At 58.1% G+C, this 23,208-nt stretch carries 21 protein-coding genes and 3 tRNA genes; 21 read left to right on the forward strand and 3 right to left on the reverse strand.

The window, feature by feature from the left end; translation table 11 throughout:
* Positions 1-15: 15 nt before the first annotated feature.
* On the forward strand, positions 16-420 hold the full coding sequence (locus tag QMK55_RS17450) for an MFS transporter (RefSeq protein ID WP_102358344.1): 405 nt from the start codon (positions 16-18) through the stop codon (positions 418-420).
* Between the two features lie 9 nt (positions 421-429).
* Here QMK55_RS17450 and QMK55_RS17455 read toward each other — a convergent pair whose 3' ends face one another.
* Entirely contained in the window at positions 430-738 is a 309-nt protein-coding gene (locus QMK55_RS17455) for a YhbY family RNA-binding protein (protein ID WP_016771761.1), read from the reverse strand.
* A gap of 101 nt (positions 739-839) precedes the next feature.
* Between QMK55_RS17455 and rlmE the strand changes: the two genes are divergently transcribed.
* From rlmE to QMK55_RS17535, 16 genes are all read left to right on the forward strand, one after another.
* The gene (rlmE, locus tag QMK55_RS17460) at positions 840-1,469 is read left to right on the forward strand and encodes a 23S rRNA (uridine(2552)-2'-O)-methyltransferase RlmE (protein WP_025110456.1); all 630 of its coding nucleotides are present in this window, start codon (positions 840-842) and stop codon (positions 1,467-1,469) included.
* A 202-nt stretch (positions 1,470-1,671) separates the two neighbouring features.
* Positions 1,672-3,582 (forward strand): ATP-dependent zinc metalloprotease FtsH, encoded by a 1,911-nt coding sequence (gene ftsH, locus QMK55_RS17465; RefSeq protein WP_102358345.1) that lies wholly within the window; start codon positions 1,672-1,674, stop codon positions 3,580-3,582.
* Positions 3,583-3,590: 8 nt separating this feature from the next.
* Positions 3,591-4,442 carry a dihydropteroate synthase gene (folP, locus tag QMK55_RS17470; protein WP_102358346.1) on the forward strand — a complete coding sequence of 284 codons (852 nt, stop codon included), beginning with the start codon at positions 3,591-3,593 and terminating at the stop codon, positions 4,440-4,442.
* Positions 4,443-4,458: 16 nt separating this feature from the next.
* On the forward strand, positions 4,459-5,796 hold the full coding sequence (gene glmM / locus QMK55_RS17475; RefSeq protein ID WP_102358347.1) for a phosphoglucosamine mutase: 1,338 nt from the start codon (positions 4,459-4,461) through the stop codon (positions 5,794-5,796).
* A 65-nt stretch (positions 5,797-5,861) separates the two neighbouring features.
* Complete coding sequence (tpiA, locus tag QMK55_RS17480) at positions 5,862-6,617, forward strand: triose-phosphate isomerase (protein WP_008088336.1); 756 nt, start codon at positions 5,862-5,864, stop codon at positions 6,615-6,617.
* 4 nt (positions 6,618-6,621) lie between these two features.
* On the forward strand, positions 6,622-7,005 hold the full coding sequence (gene secG / locus QMK55_RS17485) for a preprotein translocase subunit SecG (protein WP_011332406.1): 384 nt from the start codon (positions 6,622-6,624) through the stop codon (positions 7,003-7,005).
* 22 nt (positions 7,006-7,027) lie between these two features.
* Positions 7,028-7,113, forward strand: a tRNA-Leu gene (locus QMK55_RS17490).
* A 97-nt stretch (positions 7,114-7,210) separates the two neighbouring features.
* Positions 7,211-7,287 (forward strand) — tRNA-Met (locus QMK55_RS17495).
* Between the two features lie 139 nt (positions 7,288-7,426).
* The gene (gene rimP / locus QMK55_RS17500) at positions 7,427-7,885 is read left to right on the forward strand and encodes a ribosome maturation factor RimP (RefSeq protein ID WP_007993601.1); all 459 of its coding nucleotides are present in this window, start codon (positions 7,427-7,429) and stop codon (positions 7,883-7,885) included.
* A 47-nt stretch (positions 7,886-7,932) separates the two neighbouring features.
* On the forward strand, positions 7,933-9,414 hold the full coding sequence (nusA, locus tag QMK55_RS17505) for a transcription termination factor NusA (protein WP_093435760.1): 1,482 nt from the start codon (positions 7,933-7,935) through the stop codon (positions 9,412-9,414).
* Between the two features lie 27 nt (positions 9,415-9,441).
* A complete protein-coding gene (gene infB, locus QMK55_RS17510; RefSeq protein ID WP_102358319.1) occupies positions 9,442-11,961 on the forward strand; it encodes a translation initiation factor IF-2 in 2,520 nt (839 codons plus the stop codon).
* Positions 11,962-12,120: 159 nt separating this feature from the next.
* A complete protein-coding gene (gene rbfA, locus QMK55_RS17515; protein WP_007915259.1) occupies positions 12,121-12,522 on the forward strand; it encodes a 30S ribosome-binding factor RbfA in 402 nt (133 codons plus the stop codon).
* A gap of 4 nt (positions 12,523-12,526) precedes the next feature.
* On the forward strand, positions 12,527-13,444 hold the full coding sequence (gene truB, locus QMK55_RS17520; RefSeq protein ID WP_024011571.1) for a tRNA pseudouridine(55) synthase TruB: 918 nt from the start codon (positions 12,527-12,529) through the stop codon (positions 13,442-13,444).
* 141 nt (positions 13,445-13,585) lie between these two features.
* Positions 13,586-13,855: a 30S ribosomal protein S15 gene (gene rpsO, locus QMK55_RS17525; protein WP_003221553.1), complete on the forward strand. Its 270-nt coding sequence runs from the start codon at positions 13,586-13,588 to the stop codon at positions 13,853-13,855.
* A gap of 193 nt (positions 13,856-14,048) precedes the next feature.
* On the forward strand, positions 14,049-16,154 hold the full coding sequence (gene pnp / locus QMK55_RS17530) for a polyribonucleotide nucleotidyltransferase (RefSeq protein ID WP_102358317.1): 2,106 nt from the start codon (positions 14,049-14,051) through the stop codon (positions 16,152-16,154).
* A gap of 129 nt (positions 16,155-16,283) precedes the next feature.
* A tRNA-Thr gene (locus QMK55_RS17535) sits at positions 16,284-16,359 on the forward strand.
* A gap of 6 nt (positions 16,360-16,365) precedes the next feature.
* Here the strand turns inward: QMK55_RS17535 and QMK55_RS17540 are convergent.
* A complete protein-coding gene (locus QMK55_RS17540; RefSeq protein WP_102358316.1) occupies positions 16,366-16,860 on the reverse strand; it encodes a hypothetical protein in 495 nt (164 codons plus the stop codon).
* A 276-nt stretch (positions 16,861-17,136) separates the two neighbouring features.
* On the opposite strand from QMK55_RS17540, the gene QMK55_RS17545 reads away from it, so the two are divergent.
* Positions 17,137-17,436 (forward strand): DUF6388 family protein, encoded by a 300-nt coding sequence (locus tag QMK55_RS17545; protein ID WP_320329647.1) that lies wholly within the window; start codon positions 17,137-17,139, stop codon positions 17,434-17,436.
* A gap of 51 nt (positions 17,437-17,487) precedes the next feature.
* Here QMK55_RS17545 and nadC read toward each other — a convergent pair whose 3' ends face one another.
* Entirely contained in the window at positions 17,488-18,336 is an 849-nt protein-coding gene (nadC, locus tag QMK55_RS17550) for a carboxylating nicotinate-nucleotide diphosphorylase (RefSeq protein ID WP_102358313.1), read from the reverse strand.
* Between the two features lie 424 nt (positions 18,337-18,760).
* On the opposite strand from nadC, the gene QMK55_RS17555 reads away from it, so the two are divergent.
* From QMK55_RS17555 to ampE, 3 genes are all read left to right on the forward strand, one after another.
* Positions 18,761-20,947, forward strand: coding sequence for a DUF1631 domain-containing protein (locus tag QMK55_RS17555; protein WP_320329648.1), 2,187 nt, complete (start codon positions 18,761-18,763; stop codon positions 20,945-20,947).
* 64 nt (positions 20,948-21,011) lie between these two features.
* Positions 21,012-21,572 carry a 1,6-anhydro-N-acetylmuramyl-L-alanine amidase AmpD gene (gene ampD / locus QMK55_RS17560; RefSeq protein WP_003221563.1) on the forward strand — a complete coding sequence of 187 codons (561 nt, stop codon included), beginning with the start codon at positions 21,012-21,014 and terminating at the stop codon, positions 21,570-21,572.
* Positions 21,569-22,408 (forward strand): regulatory signaling modulator protein AmpE, encoded by an 840-nt coding sequence (gene ampE, locus QMK55_RS17565; RefSeq protein WP_102358309.1) that lies wholly within the window; start codon positions 21,569-21,571, stop codon positions 22,406-22,408. The genes ampD and ampE overlap by 4 nt, the downstream gene beginning before the upstream one ends.
* The last annotated feature ends 800 nt before the right edge of the window (positions 22,409-23,208 follow it).

The raw sequence follows: 23,208 nt of genomic DNA on the forward strand, positions 1-23,208 counted from the left end.
CTACGTGCGGGCGCCATGCTTTGGCAGCTGGCCCAGATGTTGTGGGTCGGCGGCTTCTGGTTGGTTCATCTCGGTTTGCGAGCGGTGTTGGGCAAGATTGGCCTGGCGCCGTTGCTGATCGATGAGATTGCCGATGCTTTTGCGGTGCCGGTGGTGAGTTTCGCCGCCGCATGCGTGATTTTTCAGGCTTTGGTGCTGGTACAGGCCGAGGGCCTTGCCAGTCTATGGCGGGATTTTCGCGGGCAAGTATTACTGATGGCGTTGTATGCGTGTGCGATGTTTGTCGCCGTGCGTGTCGGCTGGCCGGATGCGCAGCGCTGGCAGGAGTTCAGTTTTCTGGTATTGGGCTTTTCCGGTCTGGTGCTGGTGCTGCAACCGGTGCCGGGATGGAGTGGCAGGGTGCGCGAAGCACACCCTTGACCCTTGTCATCACTTGAAGCGATGAACGTTCGACAGCTGCTTGTTGGCGCTGAAGTTCTTGCGGTAAACCAGTGCCATCTTGCCGATGACCTGAACCAGGTCCGCTTTGCCGACCTTGCACAGTTCTGCAATGTGCGCCAAGCGCGACTCGCGATCGAGGATGTTGAGCTTGATCTTGATCAGCTCGTGATCCGCCAATGCGCGTTCGAGTTCGGCTAGCACACCTTCAGTCAAACCGTTGTCAGCCACAGTCAAGACTGGTTTCAGGTGGTGGCCAATGGATTTGTACTGTTTCTTCTGCTCTGGAGTGAGCGGCATAATCTGACCCTTTCGTCTGGATTCTGTAAAATGGCGGCCATTTTACCCGAGGGTTCGTGGATCCGCCCAATTAATCACGACCCTTATCATCGAGGTGCCCAATGGCGCGTTCCAAGACAAGCCTTGGTTGGCTGAAACGACATGTCAACGATCCCTATGTGAAGCAGGCGCAGAAGGATGGCTACCGCTCGCGTGCAAGTTACAAGCTTCTGGAAATCCAGGAGAAATACAAGCTGATCCGTCCGGGCATGAGCGTTGTCGACCTGGGTGCTGCGCCTGGTGGCTGGTCGCAGGTCACTAGCCGGCTGATCGGTGGTCAGGGGCGGCTAATCGCTTCGGACATCCTGGAAATGGACAGCATTCCTGACGTGAACTTCATCCAGGGTGACTTCACCGAGGACGAAGTGCTCGCGCGGATCCTTGAAGCCGTGGGTAATTCGCAGGTGGACCTTGTGATTTCCGATATGGCCCCCAATATGAGTGGTACGCCTGAAGTGGACATGCCAAAAGCCATGTTCCTTTGCGAGCTGGCGCTTGATCTGGCTGAGCGGATACTCAAGCCGGGCGGTAATTTCGTGATCAAGATTTTTCAGGGCGAAGGGTTCGATGTTTACCTGAAGGACGCTCGCAAAAAATTCGACAAGATCCAGATGATCAAGCCGGATTCGTCCCGTGGCAGTTCCCGCGAGCAATACATGCTGGCTTGGGGTTACCGCGGGCGTAGTGAGTAAAACGAGGTTTTTTGGCGGGGTGATAGGTTTTTCGTATTTCGCCCCGCGTGCATAAGCGAATATTGTGTAGAAAGTGTTTCACAAAGGGTTACAGACGGCGCCTGCCAGAGCTGTAGGTAATGTAGTAAGTTAGGCCGGTGAATATCATGCGAAGCGCGCGCCAGTAGCGGAGCTTGCTTCAGAGGGTAGTTAATTGAACGATATGGCAAAGAATCTGATCCTGTGGTTGATCATCGCGGCAGTCCTGGTGACGGTGATGAACAACTTCTCCAGCCCTAACGAGCCGCAGACCCTCAACTATTCCGACTTCATCCAGCAGGTCAAGGATGGCAAGGTCGAGCGCGTAGCCGTTGACGGCTATGTGATTACCGGCAAACGCAACGACGGCGACAGCTTCAAGACCATTCGTCCGGCGATCCAGGACAACGGTCTGATCGGCGATCTGGTCGACAACCACGTTGTGGTCGAAGGCAAGCAGCCTGAACAGCAAAGCATCTGGACCCAGCTCCTGGTGGCCAGCTTCCCGATCCTGGTGATCATCGCGGTGTTCATGTTCTTCATGCGCCAGATGCAGGGCGGTGCGGGCGGCAAGGGCGGACCGATGAGCTTCGGCAAGAGCAAGGCACGCCTGCTGTCCGAAGATCAGGTGAAAACCACATTGGCTGACGTTGCCGGTTGCGACGAAGCCAAGGAAGAAGTCGGCGAGTTGGTTGAGTTCCTGCGTGATCCGGGCAAGTTCCAGCGTCTGGGTGGTCGTATTCCTCGCGGCGTGCTGATGGTCGGTCCTCCGGGTACCGGTAAAACCTTGCTGGCCAAGGCGATTGCCGGCGAAGCGAAGGTGCCGTTCTTCACCATTTCCGGTTCCGACTTTGTCGAAATGTTCGTGGGTGTCGGCGCGAGCCGTGTTCGCGACATGTTCGAGCAAGCCAAGAAACACGCTCCATGCATCATCTTCATCGACGAAATCGACGCCGTCGGTCGCCATCGTGGCGCCGGCATGGGTGGCGGTCACGACGAGCGCGAGCAGACTCTCAACCAGTTGCTGGTAGAGATGGACGGCTTCGAAATGAATGACGGCATCATCGTGATTGCTGCTACCAACCGTCCTGACGTACTCGACCCTGCGCTGCTGCGTCCGGGCCGTTTCGACCGTCAGGTGGTGGTTGGCTTGCCGGACATCCGTGGTCGCGAGCAGATCCTCAAGGTTCACATGCGCAAAGTGCCAATGGGCGACGACGTTGCTCCGGCAGTCATCGCACGCGGTACTCCGGGCTTCTCCGGTGCCGACCTGGCCAACCTGGTCAACGAAGCGTCGCTGTTCGCTGCACGCAGCGGCAAGCGTATCGTCGAAATGAAGGAATTCGAACTGGCCAAAGACAAGATCATGATGGGTGCCGAGCGCAAATCCATGGTCATGTCCGAGAAAGAAAAGCAGAACACCGCTTATCACGAAGCTGGCCACGCCATCGTTGGTCGCGTAGTGCCTGAGCATGATCCGGTGTACAAGGTCTCGATCATTCCCCGCGGTCGTGCGCTGGGTGTGACCATGTTCCTGCCGGAAGAAGATCGCTACAGCCTCTCCAAGCGTGCGCTGATCAGTCAGATCTGCTCGCTGTACGGCGGTCGTATCGCTGAAGAAATGACCCTTGGCTTCGACGGTGTCACCACCGGTGCTTCGAACGACATCATGCGTGCCAGCCAGATTGCACGGAACATGGTGACCAAGTGGGGGCTGTCGGAAAAACTCGGTCCGTTGATGTACGCCGAAGAAGAGGGCGAAGTGTTCCTCGGTCGCGGCGGTGGTGGTCAGAATGCAAGCTTCTCCGGTGAGACGGCCAAGCTGATCGACTCCGAAGTGCGCAGTATCATTGACCAGTGCTACGGCAGCGCGAAACAGATTCTCACGGACAACCGTGACAAGCTGGACGCCATGGCGGATGCGCTGATGAAGTATGAAACGATCGATGCCGAGCAAATCGACGACATCATGGCGGGTCGCACGCCTCGCGAACCGCGCGACTGGTCGGGTGGTACCGGCACCGGTACGCCGCCTCCAGTGGTCCAGGATGAGCGTCCTGAAACGCCGATTGGCGGTCCGGCTGCTGACGTTTAAGGTTTGAAATGACTTCTGTACAGTCCCTGACCCGGTTGCCTTGCGGCAACCGGGTTCTTGATTTGGCCCGGACGCATGTCATGGGCATTCTCAATGTTACTCCTGACTCTTTCTCCGACGGCGGCCGCTACAGCCAGTTGGACGTGGCCTTGCGTCATGCTGAAGCCATGGTGGCCGCCGGCGCGACACTGATCGATGTCGGTGGCGAGTCGACTCGGCCTGGCGCTCGTGCGGTTTCGCCGCTGGAGGAGCTGGAGCGCGTGGCGCCGATCGTTGAGCTGATCAATCGCGAACTGGATGTGGTCATCTCGGTCGACACGTCGACACCGGCGGTGATGCGCGAAACTGCACGCCTTGGTGCCGGCTTGATCAACGATGTGCGTTCGCTGCGCCGTGATGGCGCGCTGGATGCCGCTGCGGCGACTGGCCTGCCGGTCTGTCTGATGCATATGCTCGGCGAGCCGGGTGATATGCAGGACAATCCGCACTATCAGGATGTAACTCGGGAAGTGGGCGAGTTTCTCGCTGAGCGCATGACGCAATGCGCACAAGCGGGCATTCCTGCCGAGCGGATCATTCTTGATCCCGGTTTTGGCTTCGCCAAAACGCTGCAGCACAATTTAAGCTTGTTCAAACATATGGAGGCTCTGCATGCGCTGGGTCGTCCGCTATTGGTTGGCGTTTCACGTAAAAGCATGATCGGCCAGGCGCTGAATCGCCCCGTGGGCGAGCGTCTGTATGGCGGTCTCGCGTTGGCGGCGCTGGCATCAGTGAAAGGAGCGCGTATATTGCGCGTCCATGATGTGGCGGAAACGGTAGACGTGGTGCGCATGCTCGCGGCCGTGGAATCAGCCGAATAAGAATGATGGAGCACTTATGAGCAAGAAATACTTTGGTACTGACGGCATTCGTGGTCGTGTCGGTGAATACCCGATTACCCCTGACTTCATGCTCAAGCTCGGCTGGGCGGCGGGCATGGCCTTCCGCAAGATGGGCGCCTGCAAGGTGCTGGTCGGCAAGGACACTCGAATCTCTGGCTACATGTTTGAGTCCGCACTTGAGGCAGGCCTGACGTCGGCGGGTGCCGATGTCATGCTGCTCGGCCCGATGCCGACGCCGGCCATTGCCTATCTGTCGCGTACATTCCAGGCTGAAGCCGGGATCGTGATCAGCGCTTCGCACAACCCGCATGACGATAACGGCATCAAATTTTTCTCCGGTAAAGGCACCAAGTTGCCTGATGAGCTGGAGCTGATGATCGAAGAATTGCTCGATGCTCCGATGACCGTGGTTGAGTCGAGCAAGATCGGTAAGGTTTCGCGCATCAACGACGCCTCCGGTCGCTACATCGAATTCTGCAAAAGCAGTGTGCCAACCGGCACCAGCTTCTCTGGCCTGAAGATCGTTATCGACTGCGCGCATGGGGCGACCTACAAGGTGGCTCCGAGTGTCTTTCGCGAATTGGGTGCTGACGTGGTCGTTTTATCGGCCCAGCCCAATGGCCTGAACATCAATGACAACTGTGGTTCGACCCATATGGGTCAACTGCAGGCTGCTGTGTTGGCTGAGCATGCAGACCTGGGTATCGCTTTCGATGGTGATGGTGATCGAGTGTTGATGGTCGATCACACTGGTGCAGTCGTCGATGGTGACGAGTTGCTGTTCATCATCGCGCGCGATCTTCACGAGCGCGGGAAATTGCAGGGTGGTGTCGTCGGCACGCTGATGAGTAACCTGGGGTTGGAGCTCGCACTGGCTGATCTCTCGATTCCATTCATTCGTGCCAACGTCGGCGACCGCTATGTGATCGCAGAGTTGCTGGAACGTAACTGGATGGTGGGTGGTGAGAACTCGGGACACATCGTCTGCTTCAATCACACCACTACGGGGGATGCGATCATTGCAGCGCTGCAGGTGCTCATGGCGCTGAAAGCCCGCAATGAGGGGCTGGCGCAATCCCGTCAGGCACTTCGCAAGTGCCCACAGGTGCTGATCAACGTGCGTTTCAGTGGGGGTGAAAGTCCACTCGAGCATCCGGCTGTCAAGGAAGCCAGTGCGCGTGTAACCCAGGCAATGGCCGGTCGTGGTCGGGTACTTTTGCGCAAGTCCGGCACAGAGCCGTTGGTGCGTGTGATGGTCGAAGGCGAGGATGAAACTCAGGTTCGCACCTACGCCGAAGAACTGGCAAAACTGGTAACTGAAGTTTCTGCCTGATTCGGCTTGCCAGCCATGATTGTGTTGGGTAACATCTGCGCCCACTTTGACCGACGAGGTACAGCATGCGTCGCCCTATGGTAGCTGGTAACTGGAAGATGCACGGTACCCGCGCCAGCGTCGCTGAGCTGATCAACGGCCTTCGTCATCTGGCCTTGCCAAGCGGTGTTGATGTCGCGGTATTCCCGCCTTGCTTGCATATCAATCAAGTGATTGATGGCTTGAAAGGAAAGTCGATTTCGGTCGGTGCGCAGAATTCTGCGGTGGAATCCATGCAAGGTGCATTGACCGGTGAAATTGCGCCGAGTCAGTTGGTGGATGCAGGTTGTTCCCTGGTGCTTGTCGGGCACTCCGAACGCCGCCAGATAATGGGCGAGCGAGACGGAATGCTGAATCGCAAGTTCGCAGCGGCACAGGCATGTGGCTTGATTCCGGTGTTGTGTGTAGGGGAGACTCTCGAGCAGCGTGAAGCCGGAAAAACTCTTGAGGTTGTCGGGCGTCAGCTGGGCAGCATCATTGAGGAGCTGGGTGTTGGTGCCTTTGCCAAGGCAGTCATTGCTTACGAGCCTGTCTGGGCCATTGGTACCGGACTGACTGCAACGCCGCAACAGGCTCAGGATGTGCATAAGGCCATTCGCGAGCAGTTGGCGGCAGAGAATTCTGAAGTCGCACGAGGTGTGCGGCTTCTATACGGCGGCAGCGTGAAGGCGGCCAATGCGGTCGAACTGTTCGGCATGCCGGATATCGATGGGGGGCTCATTGGTGGAGCTTCCCTGAATGCAGATGAGTTCGGTGCGATTTGTCGCGCCGCGGGAAACTGAAAAAATGCTGGAAACAGTCGTAGTCGTTTTTCATCTGCTGGGTGCATTGGGCGTAGTTGCTCTGGTTTTGCTGCAGCAGGGTAAGGGTGCGGACGCTGGCGCGTCTTTCGGAGCAGGTGCTTCAAATACTGTGTTCGGAAGCCAAGGTTCCTCTACCTTTCTTAGTAAGTTTACTGCTATACTTGCCGCCGGTTTCTTCATAACCAGCTTGGGGTTAGGTTACTTTGCTAAAGAGAAGGCTCATCAGCTGACTCAAGCAGGTCTGCCAAATCCAGCAGTGTTGGAAGTACCTAAGCAACAACCGGCTTCTGATGATGTCCCGGTGCTTCAAGAGCAAAAGTCGGCTACTCCAGCGACTGACGTACCTCCAGCTCAAGAGCAGAAGTAAGAAGGGTTTCAAACGTAGTTTTGCCGAGGTGGTGGAATTGGTAGACACGCAACCTTGAGGTGGTTGTGCCCATAGGGTGTAGGGGTTCGAGTCCCCTTCTCGGTACCAATTAGTCAGGAGAGCCCGCTGTTGCGGGCTTTCTTGCAGGTGGAAGGTTACATTGACCCTATAAGGGATCGGTCGTATACTTCCGCCCCAGCTTTGTCGCGGGGTGGAGCAGTCTGGTAGCTCGTCGGGCTCATAACCCGAAGGTCGTCGGTTCAAATCCGGCCCCCGCAACCAGTTTAAGGAGCCCCTTTTAAGGGGCTTTTTGTTAGCTGGACACTTTCTACGCCGCTGTTCGACGGCGTTTCAAGGATGGGCGTTTCGCCCATTTTTTTATTTTGCAAAGCATGCACATATCATGCACTAGGGGGTTCAGGTGTCGAGCAAGCTAGAAGAGTTGCAGGCCTTGCTGGCCCCGGTGGTCGTGGCCCTGGGCTATGAATGCTGGGGTATCGAGTTTTCGGCTCAGGGTCGTCACTCGATGTTGCGCGTTTATATCGATAAAGAGGGCGGTGTGCTGGTGGACGATTGCGCCATTGTCAGCCGTCAGATCAGCGGTGTACTGGATGTTGAAGATCCGATCGCCGTTGAATACACACTTGAAGTTTCCTCGCCTGGCATGGAACGCCCGCTGTTCACTCTTGAGCAGTTTGCAAAATTTGCCGGTGAACAAGTAAAGATCAAGCTGCGCTCGCCTTTTGAAGGGCGACGCAACTTTCAGGGCCTTCTGCGCGGTGTAGAAGAGCAGGACGTCGTGGTGCAGGTAGAAGACCATGAATTCCTGTTGCCGATCGACATGATCGACAAGGCCAACATTATTCCCAGTTTTGACTGAGACGCGGATCCCGCGGATCCAATGGCTTGCGAAAGGCGAGGCGTACGATGAGCAAAGAAGTACTGCTGGTTGTTGAGTCGGTATCCAATGAAAAGGGCGTACCGGCAAGCGTAATTTTTGAAGCGCTGGAGCTGGCCCTGGCCACTGCTACCAAAAAGCGTTTTGAAGACGAAGTTGACCTGCGTGTGGAAATTAACCGCCACACCGGTTCCTACGAAACTTTCCGTCGCTGGACGGTCGTCGAAGAGAATGACCTCGACGATCCGGCCATCGAAACCTGGCCGACCAAGGTTGCTGAAACGCATCCTGGCGCCAAGGTTGGCGACGTCGTCGAAGAAAAAATCGAATCCATCGAGTTCGGCCGCATTGCCGCACAGACTGCCAAGCAAGTCATTGTGCAGAAAGTGCGTGAAGCCGAGCGCGCTCAAGTGGTCGACGCCTATCGCGAGCGCCTGGGAGAAATCATCTCCGGCACCGTGAAAAAAGTGACCCGCGACAACGTGATCGTCGATCTGGGCAACAACGCCGAAGCGTTGCTGGCTCGTGAAGACATCATTTCTCGCGAAACCTTCCGTGTCGGTGTGCGTCTGCGTGCACTGCTCAAGGAAATCCGCACCGAGAACCGCGGCCCGCAGCTGATCCTGTCGCGTACCGCGCCGGAAATGCTGATCGAACTGTTCCGTATCGAAGTGCCGGAAATCGCTGAAGGCCTGATCGAAGTCATGGCAGCGTCTCGTGATCCGGGTTCGCGTGCCAAGATTGCTGTCCGCTCCAAGGACAAACGCATCGACCCGCAGGGCGCGTGCATCGGTATGCGCGGTTCGCGCGTCCAGGCCGTGTCGGGCGAGTTGGGTGGCGAGCGTGTCGATATTGTCCTGTGGGACGATAACCCGGCGCAGTTCGTGATCAATGCCATGTCGCCGGCAGAAGTGGCGGCCATTATCGTTGACGAAGATGCCCACGCCATGGACATCGCCGTTGGCGCAGACAATCTGGCTCAGGCCATCGGTCGCGGTGGTCAGAACGTGCGTCTGGCTAGCCAGTTGACTGGCTGGACCCTGAACGTGATGACCGAATCGGACATCCAGGCTAAGCAACAAGCAGAAACCGGCGACATCCTGCGCAACTTCATCGACGAGCTGGAAGTCGATGAAGAGCTGGCTCAGGTGCTGGTTGATGAAGGCTTCACCAGCCTGGAAGAGATTGCCTACGTACCGTTGGAAGAAATGCTCAACATCGACGGCTTTGACGAAGACATCGTCAACGAGCTTCGCGCTCGTGCCAAGGATCGCTTGTTGACCAAAGCCATCGCTACTGAGGAAAAGCTGGCAGACGCCCATCCGGCCGAAGACCTGCTCTCGCTTGAGGGTATGGACAAGGATTTGGCGATGGAACTGGCGGTGCGCGGCGTAATTACCCGCGAAGACCTGGCCGAGCAGTCTATTGACGACCTGCTCGACATCGACGGCATTGACGATGATCGTGCCGGCAAGTTGATCATGGCCGCCCGAGCCCACTGGTTCGAGTAATTAGGCGCGGCCTGAGGAGAGAAGTGCATGACGCAAGTCACGGTGAAACAACTGGCCGATGAGGTCAAAACACCGGTAGAGCGCCTGTTGCAGCAGATGCGTGAGGCAGGTCTGCCGCACACCGCCGCCGAAGAACATGTGACTGACAGTGAGAAGCAATCCCTGCTGACTCACTTGAAAAGCAGCCACAAGGCGAAAGTGGAAGAACCACGCAAGATCACGCTGCAGCGTAAAACCACCAGCACCCTGCGTGTGGCTGGTAGCAAGAGCATCAGCGTAGAAGTTCGCAAGAAGAAAGTTTTCGTACAGCGCAGCCCGGAAGAAATCGAAGCCGAGCGCCAGCGTGAACTGGAAGAGCGTCGCGCAGTAGAAAATGCTGCCCGTCAGAAGGCTGAAGAAGCCAAGCAGCGCGCTGAAGAAGAAGCGCGTCGCCAGCCTGCTGCTGCGTCGAGCGCTCCTGCCGAAGCTGTTGCAGCACCTGCTCCAGTGGCCGAACCTGTGCGCGAAGCTGCGCCGGTTGTTGCTGCTGCGCCAGCTGCCGACACTCGCAAGCGTGACGAACAGCGTCGTCCGGACAAACCACGTGCCGACGACAACAATCGTCGCAGCGGTGGTGGTGATGGCGAGCGTAAAAACGCTCCGCATCGCGCATCGGTCAAAGAAAAAGCGCCGGCTCCACGCGTGGCGCCACGCACTACCGACGAAGAAAGCGATGGCTTCCGTCGCGGTGGTCGCGGCAAGGCCAAGCTGAAGAAACGCAACGCCCACGGTTTCCAGAGCCCAACCGGCCCTGTCGTGCGTGATGTGCAGATCGGCGAGACCATCACTGTTGGCGATCTCGCCAATCAGATGTCGGTCAAGGCTGCTGAAATCATCAAGTTCATGTTCAAGCTGGGTACACCGGCCACCATCAACCAGGTGCTTGATCAGGAAACTGCTCAACTGGTAGCCGAAGAACTGGGCCACAAAGTGACCCTGGTCAGCGACACCGCCCTGGAAGATTCCTTGGCCGAGTCCCTGAAGTTTGAAGGTGAGTCGTTCTCTCGTGCTCCAGTCGTGACCGTAATGGGCCACGTTGACCACGGTAAAACTTCCCTGCTCGACTACATCCGTCGTGCCAAGGTAGCTGCTGGCGAAGCCGGTGGTATCACCCAGCACATCGGTGCATACCACGTTGAAACCGAACGCGGCATGGTCACCTTCCTCGACACCCCGGGTCACGCCGCGTTTACCGCAATGCGTGCTCGTGGTGCCAAGGCGACCGACATCGTGATCCTGGTGGTTGCAGCGGACGACGGCGTGATGCCGCAGACCATTGAAGCTGTTCAGCACGCAGTAGCGGCTGGCGTTCCGCTGGTTGTTGCAGTGAACAAGATCGACAAGCCGGGCGCTGATCTCGATCGCATCCGTAGCGAACTGTCGGTTCACGGCGTGACTTCTGAAGAGTGGGGCGGTGATACGCCGTTCGTACCGGTTTCGGCGAAAGTCGGTACTGGTGTTGACGAGCTGCTCGAAGCTGTTCTGCTGCAAGCCGAAGTTCTCGAACTGAAAGCAACTCCGTCGGCTCCTGGCCGTGGCGTTGTGGTTGAGTCGCGTCTCGACAAAGGTCGTGGCCCGGTTGCAACCGTTCTGGTTCAAGACGGTACCCTGCGCCAAGGCGACATGGTTCTGGTCGGTTCGAACTATGGCCGCGTGCGTGCCATGCTCGACGAGAACGGCAAGCCAATTAAAGAAGCCGGTCCATCCATCCCTGTCGAGATCCTCGGCCTGGACGGTACCCCGGACGCTGGCGACGAGATGAGCGTAGTTGCTGACGAGAAGAAAGCCCGTGAAGTGGCTCTGTTCCGTCAAGGCAAGTTCCGCGAAGTCAAACTGGCTCGCGCTCACGCCGGCAAGCTGGAAAACATCTTCGAAAACATGGGTCAGGCCGAGAAGAAGACGCTCAACATCGTCCTCAAATCCGACGTCCGTGGTTCGCTGGAAGCGTTGAACGGTGCCTTGAATGGCCTGGGCAACGACGAAGTTCAAGTGCGCGTAGTCGGCGGCGGTGTCGGTGGTATCACCGAGTCCGACGCTAACCTGGCACTGGCTTCCAACGCTGTACTGTTCGGCTTCAACGTGCGTGCCGATGCTGGCGCACGGAAGATCGTCGAGCAGGAAGGTCTGGACATGCGTTACTACAACGTGATCTACGACATCATCGAAGACGTCAAGAAAGCCCTGACCGGCATGCTCGGCAGCGATGTTCGCGAGAACATCCTGGGTGTGGCCGAAGTGCGTGACGTGTTCCGTTCGCCGAAGTTTGGCGCGATCGCTGGTTGCATGGTGATCGAAGGTGTTGTGCACCGTAACCGTCCGATCCGTGTACTGCGTGAAGACATCGTTATCTTCGAAGGCGAGCTGGAATCCCTGCGCCGCTTCAAGGATGACGCTTCCGAAGTACGTGCCGGCATGGAATGCGGTATCGGCGTGAAGAGCTACAACGACGTCAAAGTCGGCGACAAGATCGAAGTCTTCGAGAAGGTTCAGGTTGCTCGCAGCCTCTAACTCGCGCACTTCAGGAGCCGTGATGGCCGGCCACATTCACATGTGCGGCGCATCACCCGGACTCTAAACGCAACGCCCGGTCTGGCATTTGTCAGGCCGGGCGTTTGCCGCTTTCAGACCTTGCGGGTTTCACCGTGGGGCAGTAACAGGTAACAAATCATGGCAAAAGAATACAGCCGTACCCAACGTATCGGCGATCAGATGCAGCGTGAGCTGGCCCAACTGATCCGTCGTGAAGTCAAAGATCCACGTGTTGGCCTGGTCACCATTACCGCTGTGGAAGTCAGCCGTGACGTCGGTCACGCGAAGATTTTCATCACCGTGATGGGGCAGGACAACGCTGAAGACATCGCGCAAAGCATCAAGGTGCTCAATGCTGCCGCAGGTTTCCTGCGCATGCAGCTGGCCCGTGAGATGAAGCTGCGCAGCGTGCCGCAATTGCACTTCCACTACGACGAATCCGTTGTCCGTGGTGCGCACTTGTCGGCCCTGATCGAGCGTGCGGTTGCTGAAGACAATCAGCACCCGGTCGCTGCTGAACCTGAAGACACCAAGGAGTAATTCGGTGGCTCAGGTCAAACGTATCCGTCGTAACGTCAGCGGTATCATCCTGCTCGACAAGCCGCTGGGGTTTACCTCCAACGCCGCGTTGCAGAAGGTTCGCTGGTTGCTCAACGCCGAGAAGGCCGGCCACACCGGCAGTCTCGATCCGTTGGCCACCGGTGTATTGCCGCTGTGCTTTGGTGAGGCAACCAAGTTCTCGCAATACCTGCTCGATTCCGACAAGGGTTATGAAACCCTGGCGCAACTGGGCAAGACCACCACCACGGCCGATGCCGAGGGTGAGGTTTTGCAGGAGCGCCCGGTGACCGTTGGTCGCGCCGATGTCGAAGCGGTTCTGCCGAAATTTCGTGGGCAAATCAGTCAGATACCGCCGATGTACTCGGCACTCAAGCGTGACGGGCAGCCGCTGTACAAGCTGGCCCGTGCAGGCGAAGTAGTGGAGCGCGAACCGCGTTCTGTTACTATTGCGCGCTTGGAATTGCTGGCCTTCGAAGGCGATACTGCGCGTCTTGCGGTGGATTGCAGCAAGGGCACCTATATTCGCACCCTGGTGGAGGATATCGGTGAGCAACTCGGTTGTGGTGCGTACGTCGCGGAACTGCGTCGTACCCAGGCCGGGCCTTTTACCCTGGCGCAGACTGTCACTCTCGAAGAGCTGGAAGCGGTACATGCCGAAGGCGGCAACGAAGCGGTCGACCGCTTCCTGATGCCATCGGACAGCGGCCTGCAGGATTGGCCGCTGCTGCACTTCTCCGAAGCGAGTGCGTTCTACTGGCTCAACGGCCAGCCGGTACGTGCCCCGGATGCTCCGAAGTTCGGCATGGTACGGGTACAGGATCACAACGGTCGCTTCATCGGTATCGGTGAAGTGAGCGAAGACGGGCGCATCGCGCCGCGTCGACTGATTCGGTCAGAATGACCGGAAACCGGTCCGTGTAATAGCGGGCCGGCGAGTGTGGCTGTTAACAGGCACGGTCACGACTCATTTATAGATACAGGGATTTGTCCCTGGCCTGTTGAAACTGTTTTTGAAACAGTTTCCTGATAAAAGGATTGCCTCATGGCTCTCGACGTTCAAGAAAAAGCTCAAATCGTTGCCGACTACCAGCAAGCTGTTGGTGATACTGGTTCGCCAGAAGTGCAAGTTGCACTGCTGACCGCCAACATCAACAAACTGCAAGGTCACTTCAAGGCCAACGGTAAAGACCACCACTCCCGTCGTGGTCTGATCCGCATGGTAAACCAGCGTCGTAAGCTGCTGGACTACCTGAAAGGCAAGGATCTGAGCCGTTACAGCGCTCTGATCGGCCGCCTGGGTCTGCGTCGCTAATCAGCGATTGCGCTATGAGGTTGGTTGTCTGTCAGGCATCAGCGGTTTTCCGCTGGTGGCTGGCAGGCTCCCAGCCTCAAGTTTTATCTGCACTACCGTTTTACCCGGACAGTCAGCGGGCCGATTCCCGACATTGCCCAAGAATTTCGCAAGAAACCAGTTCCCCCAAGAGCCACAAAGAAGGTAGGACACCGTGAACCCGGTAATCAAAAAATTCCAGTTCGGTCAGTCGACCGTTACCCTCGAGACTGGCCGTATCGCCCGTCAGGCCTCCGGCGCAGTATTGGTCACCGTTGACGACGACGTCAGCGTATTGGTGACCGTAGTCGGTGCCAAGCAAGCCGATCCAGGCAAGGGCTTCTTCCCTCTGTCCGTTCACTACCAGGAAAAGACTTACGCTGCCGGTAAGATCCCTGGCGGTTTCTTCAAGCGTGAAGGCCGTCCTTCCGAGAAAGAAACCCTGACTTCCCGACTGATCGACCGTCCGATCCGTCCGCTGTTCCCAGAAGGCTTCATGAACGAAGTGCAGGTTGTCTGCACCGTCGTTTCCACCAGCAAGAAGACCGATCCGGACATCGCTGCGATGATCGGTACCTCGGCTGCCCTGGCAATCTCGGGCATTCCGTTCGACGGCCCGATCGGCGCCGCTCGCGTAGCTTTCCACGAAAGCACCGGCTACCTGCTGAACCCGACTTACGAGCAGCAAGCTGCTTCGAGCCTGGACATGGTCGTTGCCGGTACTTCGGACGCCGTACTGATGGTTGAATCGGAAGCCAAAGAGCTGACCGAAGACCAGATGCTGGGCGCAGTACTGTTCGCTCACGACGAGTTCCAGGTCGTGATCAACGCTGTTAAAGAACTGGCCGCTGAAGCTGCCAAGCCAACCTGGAACTGGGCTCCGGCTCCAGAAGCCACCGAACTGCTGGGCGCGATCCGCGCCGAGTTCGGCGACGCGATCTCCCAGGCTTACACCATCACCATCAAGGCCGATCGTTACGCCCGCCTGGGTGAGCTGAAGGATCAGGTTGTTGCCAAACTGTCCGGTGAAGAAGGCCAGCCTTCGTCCAGCGAAGTCAAAGCGGCTTTCGGCGAAATCGAATACCGCACCGTTCGCGAAAACATCGTAAACGGCAAGCCACGTATCGACGGTCGCGACACCAAAACCGTACGTCCGCTGAACATCGAAGTCGGCGTTCTGCCGAAGACTCACGGTTCGGCTCTGTTCACCCGTGGTGAAACCCAGGCTCTGGTAGTTGCGACTCTGGGTACTGCCCGTGACGCACAGCTGCTGGACACCCTGGAAGGCGAGAAAAAAGACCCATTCATGCTGCACTACAACTTCCCTCCGTTCTCGGTGGGCGAGTGTGGTCGCATGGGTGGTGCTGGTCGTCGTGAAATCGGTCACGGCCGTCTGGCCCGTCGTTCGGTTTCGGCCATGCTGCCAGCCGCTGACGTGTTCCCGTACACCATTCGCGTGGTGTCGGAAATCACCGAATCCAACGGTTCGAGCTCGATGGCTTCCGTTTGCGGTGCTTCCCTGGCCCTGATGGACGCTGGTGTTCCAATGAAGGCGCCGGTTGCCGGTATCGCCATGGGCCTGGTTAAAGAAGGCGAAAAATTCGCTGTTCTGACCGACATCCTCGGTGACGAAGACCACCTGGGCGACATGGACTTCAAAGTAGCCGGTACCGCCAAAGGCGTCACCGCGCTGCAGATGGACATCAAGATCAAGGGCATCACCGAAGAGATCATGGAAATCGCTCTGGGCCAAGCCCTGGAAGCGCGCCTGAACATCCTCGGTCAGATGAACCAGATCATCGGCCAGTCGCGTACCGAACTGTCGGCCAACGCACCGACCATGATCGCGATGAAAATCGACACCGACAAAATCCGTGACGTTATCGGTAAAGGCGGCGCGACCATCCGTGCGATCTGCGAAGAAACCAAGGCTTCGATCGACATCGAAGACGACGGTTCGATCAAGATCTTCGGCGAAACCAAGGAAGCTGCAGAAGCTGCTCGTCAGCGCGTTCTGAGCATCACTGCAGAAGCTGAAATCGGCAAGATCTACGTCGGTAAGGTTGAGCGCATCGTCGACTTCGGCGCATTCGTCAACATCCTGCCTGGCAAGGACGGTCTGGTGCACATCTCGATGCTGAGCGACGCTCGCGTAGAGAAAGTCACCGACATCCTGAAAGAAGGTCAGGAAGTGGAAGTGCTGGTACTGGACGTGGACAACCGCGGCCGTATCAAGCTGTCCATCAAAGACGTGGCAGCTGCCAAGGCTTCGGGCGTTTAATCACCCCACCGCTTTAGCGCAATAAAAATGCCCCGCCGTGAAAACGGCGGGGCATTTTTTTGTCTGCGAAATATCGAGACATTCTGTGAAGTTGCCGGACTCCGAGACCGGTGCTAGGTTTAGCCCACCGCCCGTGTAGCTCAGCCGGTAGAGCAGCGCACTCGTAACGCGAAGGTCGCAGGTTCGATTCCTGTCTCGGGCACCACTTCCCTTATTTCACCTTGCGGCTCAGATCCTCGACGGTACGTTTGAGCTGATCCATGGCGCGATCCTGATCGTTGATTTTCTGCTTCAGGCTGGAAATTTCGCTGCTGGCGGAATTCGAACTCGAACCGCTGTTGCGTTTTAGGTCTTCGACCTGGCGTCCGAGGGTATCCAGTTGGCGGTCCTGATCCTTGACCTTGTTCTTCAGGTCATCGATTTCCTTGCTACTGGAATTCGAGCTGGAACCGCTGCTGCGTTTGAACTCTTCAATCTGGTGTGACTGGTCGCGGACGGTGTCACGCATCTTTTGCAGTTCATCGATGCTGATATCGCTCTTGATGACCACATCCTTGCCGTAATCGTTGTGAATCAGCGAAACCTTGTCGCCATAGGAGGAGCTGCTGTTGCTCAGTTCAAGCGCCATGGCGCTTGCCGGCAACATCACGGCGGCAAGCAAGGCACTGGCGGACACCACGGAACAAATCTTCGAAAAGCTGCGCATCACTGGTTTTCCTTGTGAACAGCGAGAGTGAGTGCCGATATGGCACAACGCTATGACTTGGAATCCGGATTTATGTTCCGCAGGTCAACTTTTTGTGAGAGAGATGTAAAGAGCCGTGTAATTCGTCATGCAAACGTCCTATATTCGGTGCCTGCATGAGCATCGCTTAGCAGTTTTCAGATGATCCCGAATGGTTCCGAAGGCCGGACAATCCGCGTCAGAGAGATCCTTGATGATCCAGATCCATCCTCCATTCTTACGATCAGCGAGAACGCCATGACCGAATTAACTCAAGAGCAACGTCACAAACAAGCGCTGGAAAAGTACATTCTGGACGTACCGGACCTGAAAGAAGAGATCAAGGACCTGAGCGCCGACGATCAGAAAGATCAGATCCAGTGGGCGTTCGAAGACGAAGCCGAAGCCCAGGGCTTGCAGCCGTGGGAGTTGACGCTCAAGTACACCAGCACCCCTGAAGAGTTCGAGGCCCAGCGTCTTGTGCTGCACAAGGAGGCGGCCGAAGTGTTGGGCGTCGAGTGGGACGAGTACTGCGAGATGAACAATCTGGTGGTCTGAAACAAAAACGCCAGCCTCAATCGGGCTGGCGTTTTTTATTGCGCGACAGCCTCAGAGGCTCAGACGCATCGACAGGTCCACCGCCTTCACATCCTTGGTCATCGCGCCAATCGAGATGTAATCCACCCCGGTCTCGGCGATCGGCAGCAGCGTGCTTTCGTTGATCCCGCCGCTGGCCTCCAGTTTGGCCTTGCCGCCGTTCAGGCGCACAGCTTCACGCATGTCGTCCAGGCTCAGTTCGTCGAGCATGATGATGTCGGCGCCGGCAGCCAGCGCTTCCTTCAGCTCTTCCAGGCTTTCCACTTCGACTTCAACCGGTTTGCCCGGCGCGATCTTGTGCGCGGCGGCGATGGCCTGCGCGATGCCACCGCTGGCGGCAATGTGGTTTTCCTTGATCAGGAACGCATCGTAGAGGCCGATGCGATGGTTGTGGCAACCGCCGCAGGTCACCGCGTATTTCTGCGCCAGACGCAGGCCAGGCAGGGTCTTGCGGGTGTCCAGCAGCTTGACCTGAGTCTGTGCAACGAAATCTGCCAGGAACTGCGCGCGCGTTGCCACGCCGGACAGCAGTTGCAGGAAGTTCAGCGCACTGCGCTCGCCAGTCAGCAGCGAACGCGCCGGGCCTTCCAGATGAAACAGCGGCTGATTGGGTTTGACCCGTTCGCCGTCACGCACCTGCCAATGCACCGCGACACGTGGATCGAGCTGACGGAACACGGTGTCGACCCATGCCGTACCGCAGATAACGGCGTCATCGCGGGTGATGATGGTGGCTTTGGCCAGACGTTCGGCGGGGATCAGTTGCGCGGTGATGTCGCCGCTGCCGATGTCTTCGAGCAACGCACGGCGCACGTTGGCTTCGATTTCGGCGGTCAAATCGGCGAGACGTAGATTCGGCATAACGGGCTCCACAAACTAAGTGCGCCGATTATAGGGGCATGGCAGGAGCCAACCCAAGGCAAGAACTCGCGTGCCTGACTGCATCTGGTCGATTTTCTGTGAGCAAAGCGGCGTTTTTCGTGGTCACTGGAAGGTGTCGCAGGCATAGGGGAAACCCTGACGGCTATAGCGCCCGGGACAAGTTTTGCAAGATAATCCGCCTTGCATTTGACGTCATGGCTTTGACGTTCGTCTGACGCCCCTATTCACCACTGCAGGAGCGAGCCTGCTCGCGAAATTCTGGCAGCGACATTGGTGCGACTGACACACCGCTATCGCGAGCAGGCTCACTCCTACAGGGATTTGCGCTGGTTCACGGCAAGTGTGTTGTGGTCGGTGCACTCGATGTTTGCGACGAGCGGGATCACCGTTTCAGGAGGCTTGGATGCACAAAGACGGGAATGTAGTGCCCTTGTACAAGGCCGCTACCGATCAGGCGAATCACTCGCCGCTCGCCCGCCTGCCTGTGATTCTGCTTCAGGTCCGCGACAAGGCTGCCCAGCAACTGCGCCATGGCTTGCAGGAGTTATTCGATAACGCCGACGACACCCTGTTCGAGATGGCCGACCGGGCGCGCAACGACGTCGAACAGAACATCTTTTTCGAAGCCATGCGCGACCTGCGCCTCAAGCGCAAAAACATTGAACGTGGCTTTCTCGAGCAGTTCTTCGAAGCCTTCGTTGCCCTCATCCAGTACGACGTTGTACAGCAGACGCTGCCCGATTCGCTGATGTTCGAGGATTCGGCGCCGCGTACCGATGACATGGAGCGCAGCGTGGCGGTCGAGACCATGGTCGGCCGTGTGCTCAAACGTGACGGCTTTGCCCTCGACCAACTGACCGCGCGGTTCAACGCGCTGCTTGGCAAACCCATCGACGATCAGCACAACCCGCTCGGCCCGGCGATGCTCTGCGAGTATTTTCTGCAGGCCGGACGTAACCTGGGCGTGGAGATCAAGGTCAAGCTGATCCTGCTCAAACTGTTCGAGCGCTATGTACTCGCGGACACCGAGCCGTTGTACGCCGAAGCCAATCAATTGCTGATCGCCACCGGCGTGTTGCCCGAGTTGAAGCCGGCACCGGCACGACGGGCGGTCGAGCGCGCTGCGGCCAGCATCAGCAGCGAAGAAAGCGATGAGCCTGCGCCCGCCGACGAAGGTGTGCAGGAAGTCTTCGCCGCGCTGCAGGAGCTGCTTCTGCATGTGCGTGGCAGCGTCGCCCCGACCCTGGAGCCGAGCGTTGCGACGCAACCGATCAGCACTCGCGACCTGCTGCGCCTGCTCTCGCACCTGCAGCAATATGTACCGGCACTGGCGGCGCAGGACGACTTCGATCTGCGTAACCAGCTCGAACAGTTGCTGACGCGGGTCAGCGTCAGGAGTGGCAAGTCGCGCATTGTCGACGGTGCCGACGAGGACGTGATCAACCTGATCGCCATGGTCTTCGATTGCATCCTTGAGGATCGCAACCTGCCGGATTCGCTCAAGGCGCTGATCGCCCGTCTGCAGATTCCGATGCTCAAGGTGGCAGTGCTCGACAAGAGCTTCTTCAGCCGCAGCAGCCACCCGGCGCGGCGCCTGCTCAATGAAATCGCCGATGCAGCCATGGGCTGGGGCGATTGCAACGGTGAGGCGCGCGACAGCCTGTATCTGCGCATCGAACAAGTGGTGCAGCGCTTGCTGAGCGACTTTGGCGATGATCCGGCGATCTTTTCCGAACTGCTCGCCGACTTCCTGGCCTTCACCAGCGATGAGCGTCGACGTAGCGAATTGCTTGAGCAGCGTTTGCGCGATGCCGAAGAGGGACGGGCGAGAACCGAACTGGCGCGCCGGCGCGTCGAGCAGGCGTTGAATCAGGTGCTGCTGGGTAAAGTCCTGCCGCCGTCGGTGGTGACGTTTGTACGCGATGCCTGGAGCAAGGTGTTGCTGCTGACGTGCCTCAAGCATGGCGATCAGTCCGCTGAATGGCAGGCAGATGTGCAGACCATGGAGCAATTGATCTGGAGCGTTCAACGGCATGACGAGGCGGACGCGGGCCCGCGTTTGCTGGCGCTGGTGCCGGGGTTGCTCAAGTCACTGCGTGACGGCCTGAGCAGTTCGGCGTTCGATCCGTTTGCCACCAGCGAATTTTTCAGCGAGCTCGAAGCGCTGCATGTGCGGGTACTTGAACCCGCTGCCGAGCAGGCCCCGACCGACGCAGCGACGTTGGTCGAGGTGTCGCAGCACATTATCCTGCGCAGCGCCGACGAGGGGGCGGGCAGCCTGAATCCGACAGGCCTTGCCCATGATGACGCTGGGCTGCGTCAAGTGGAGCAATTGCGCCTGGGCAGTTGGGTCGCTTTCCAGGAGGACGACGAGCACACTCTGCGCTGCAAGCTGGCGGCCATTATTGAAACCACCGGCAAGTACGTGTTTGTCGATCGCACCGGGATGAAAGTGCTGGAGCGCAGCCGCGTCGGCCTGGCCCTCGAGTTCCGGCGTGGCGCGGTACGTGTGCTGGACGACACCTTGTTGTTCGACCGGGCTCTGGAGTCGGTGCTCGGCAATCTGCGGCGACTCAATCGCGGCAAGTGATCGCGCGCCGGGGGTCGATCACGGCATACTGGGCGTCAACACAGTCGGCGTTGAAGGAATCGGTATGCAGTTGGATCCCGCTAGCGGGTGGTGTCACGGGGTGCAGGTCTGCCCATCGCCCAACTTCAATGAACGCCCTGCGGGCGAAATCTCCCTGTTGGTGATCCACAACATCAGCCTGCCACCGGCGCAGTTCGCCACCGGCAAGGTGCAGGAATTTTTCCAGAACCGACTGGATGTCACCGAGCATCCCTATTTTGCAGGGATCGCCGACCTGCGTGTCTCGGCGCATTTTCTGATCGAACGTGACGGCAGCGTCACCCAGTTTGTCTCCTGTCTTGAACGGGCGTGGCACGCTGGCGTCTCGATGTTCGAGGGCCGCGAAACCTGTAACGATTTTTCCGTGGGCATCGAACTCGAAGGCACCGATGATCTGCCATTCACCGATGCGCAGTACCAGGCATTGATCACGCTGACCCGTCAGCTGCAAACGGCATTTCCGGCTATCACCGGCGCCCGCATCTGCGGGCACAGCGACATCGCACCCGGGCGCAAGACCGATCCTGGCCCGGCATTCGACTGGGCGCGTTACCGCGCAGCCCTGGCACAAGAGGAAGGACAATGAGTTTTCTGGTGTTACTGCTGGCGGTCTGGATCGAGAAATTCTCGGCCCTGCGCCATCGGGTTCAACGCGATGGCGGATGGATCCGCGAACTGAACAAACTCGAAACCAGCGCGCGCCTGGGCCAGCGGCCATGGCTGGTGCTGACGATTCTGGTGCTGCTGCCGGTGGCGCTGCTCGGCTTGTTGCTGCTGGTGCTGGAACCTGTGGCGTACGGCTTGCTGGCCTTGCCGGTGCATGTGCTGGTGGTGATTTACGCCTTGGGCCGCGGAGATCTGCTCGGCGGCCTCGGGCCGTTTCGTGATGCCTGGCGCCGCGAAGACCTGCAAGCCGCCGCGCATGTGGCCAAACGTGATCTGGACATCTGCGCCGACAGCGGCGAGCAGTTGCTGGATCGGGTCCAGGGTCATCTGTTGTGGGAGGCCTATCAGAGCTTCTTCGCGGTGATTTTCTGGTACTTCGTGCTCGGTCCGGTGGTGGCGCTGGCTTATCGCTTGCTGGCGCTGGCACAAGAGCACGGCCAGAATCCGGCGCTGGTGGAAAGAGCGGGGCAGTTGCGCCATGCCTTGGACTGGGTGCCGGTGCGCTTGCTTGCTGCCAGTCTGGCTCTGGTCGGCAACTTCGTTGCAGTCAGCCGGGTCATGTTGCATGAGCTGCTGAACTGGAACATCAGCGCTGCGCAACTGATCAACAAGGTCGGGCTGGCAGCCGGCGAGATCCCGCCGCCGGTGGTCGGGCCTGAAGGCATCAACACCCTCGATTGCCTGTGGGAACTGCTGCTGCGCGCGGCGGTGCTGTGGTATGCCGGGTTTGCCTTGTGGACCGTGCTGGTTCACTGATCCCTTGGTGAAATTCAGGTGGTGAGGGGATTCATCCCCTCACCACAAGGTCAGTTGTCAACTCAGGTAGTCGTTAACCTTAAGTTACAAAACCTCCCCTCGATTTAAGCTATACAGAGACAGCGCCCGATAGTGGCTATCTGCTGTCGCCCCGCGCCTGCCAATAAAAACAAGAAAAGCCAAGGGAGACTTCCAGTGAAGAGCTTGCTCTATCCCGCCGTCTCGCTGATGAACCGTCTGAGCTTCGGCATGAAGTTCAGCCTGATCAGCGTGCTGTTCCTGGTGCCGATGCTGGTGACCAATTTTTATCTGGTGCGCGATTCCTATCGTGAATTCCAGGGCACCCGGGTGGAGTTGCAGAGCCTCGACCTGTTGGGCAGTAGCCTGACCCTGCGCCGGGATCTGGAGACTCTCAATAACCTGGTACAAGTAGATGTCATCCTCGGTCAGTCCGGCAAGGCCGGCAATCTCGAAGCGCAGATCAGCAGCCTGGAGCAAACGGTCCTTTCGCGTCTGCAAAGCCTGCAGGCGATGACCGATGATCCTGAGCAGATCAAGGTTTTTGACGGCAAACGCGATGAAATGATCAGCGCGTTCAAGGCTCAGCAGGCGGAAAACTCCCTGCAAAGCAAAAGCGGGATGATCGGCAAACTGCTCGGCAATGCGCAGATCTTCAGCCAGATCATCGCCAGTCAGGCCGGTCTGAGCCGCGACAATCAGGGTGACATCCGTCAGCTCAGCGAACTTGTGACCAACATTACACCGGCCGTGACCCAGACCCTCGGTGAGGGCCGGGCCAT

The organism is Pseudomonas sp. P8_229 (assembly GCF_034008635.1).
Taxonomy (GTDB): domain Bacteria; phylum Pseudomonadota; class Gammaproteobacteria; order Pseudomonadales; family Pseudomonadaceae; genus Aquipseudomonas.

Excerpts from the sequence above, each read along its gene's own strand:
- QMK55_RS17450 (WP_102358344.1), top strand. The coding sequence starts at position 16 with ATGCTTTGGCAGCTGGCCCAGATGTTGTGGGTCGGCGGCTTCTGGTTG.
- QMK55_RS17455 (WP_016771761.1), bottom strand. The coding sequence starts at position 738 with ATGCCGCTCACTCCAGAGCAGAAGAAACAGTACAAATCCATTGGCCAC.
- rlmE (WP_025110456.1), top strand. The coding sequence starts at position 840 with ATGGCGCGTTCCAAGACAAGCCTTGGTTGGCTGAAACGACATGTCAAC.
- ftsH (WP_102358345.1), top strand. The coding sequence starts at position 1,672 with ATGGCAAAGAATCTGATCCTGTGGTTGATCATCGCGGCAGTCCTGGTG.
- folP (WP_102358346.1), top strand. The coding sequence starts at position 3,591 with ATGACTTCTGTACAGTCCCTGACCCGGTTGCCTTGCGGCAACCGGGTT.
- glmM (WP_102358347.1), top strand. The coding sequence starts at position 4,459 with ATGAGCAAGAAATACTTTGGTACTGACGGCATTCGTGGTCGTGTCGGT.
- tpiA (WP_008088336.1), top strand. The coding sequence starts at position 5,862 with ATGCGTCGCCCTATGGTAGCTGGTAACTGGAAGATGCACGGTACCCGC.
- secG (WP_011332406.1), top strand. The coding sequence starts at position 6,622 with ATGCTGGAAACAGTCGTAGTCGTTTTTCATCTGCTGGGTGCATTGGGC.
- nusA (WP_093435760.1), top strand. The coding sequence starts at position 7,933 with ATGAGCAAAGAAGTACTGCTGGTTGTTGAGTCGGTATCCAATGAAAAG.
- infB (WP_102358319.1), top strand. The coding sequence starts at position 9,442 with ATGACGCAAGTCACGGTGAAACAACTGGCCGATGAGGTCAAAACACCG.
- rbfA (WP_007915259.1), top strand. The coding sequence starts at position 12,121 with ATGGCAAAAGAATACAGCCGTACCCAACGTATCGGCGATCAGATGCAG.
- rpsO (WP_003221553.1), top strand. The coding sequence starts at position 13,586 with ATGGCTCTCGACGTTCAAGAAAAAGCTCAAATCGTTGCCGACTACCAG.
- QMK55_RS17540 (WP_102358316.1), bottom strand. The coding sequence starts at position 16,860 with ATGCGCAGCTTTTCGAAGATTTGTTCCGTGGTGTCCGCCAGTGCCTTG.
- QMK55_RS17545 (WP_320329647.1), top strand. The coding sequence starts at position 17,137 with ATGACCGAATTAACTCAAGAGCAACGTCACAAACAAGCGCTGGAAAAG.
- nadC (WP_102358313.1), bottom strand. The coding sequence starts at position 18,336 with ATGCCGAATCTACGTCTCGCCGATTTGACCGCCGAAATCGAAGCCAAC.
- QMK55_RS17555 (WP_320329648.1), top strand. The coding sequence starts at position 18,761 with ATGCACAAAGACGGGAATGTAGTGCCCTTGTACAAGGCCGCTACCGAT.
- ampD (WP_003221563.1), top strand. The coding sequence starts at position 21,012 with ATGCAGTTGGATCCCGCTAGCGGGTGGTGTCACGGGGTGCAGGTCTGC.
- ampE (WP_102358309.1), top strand. The coding sequence starts at position 21,569 with ATGAGTTTTCTGGTGTTACTGCTGGCGGTCTGGATCGAGAAATTCTCG.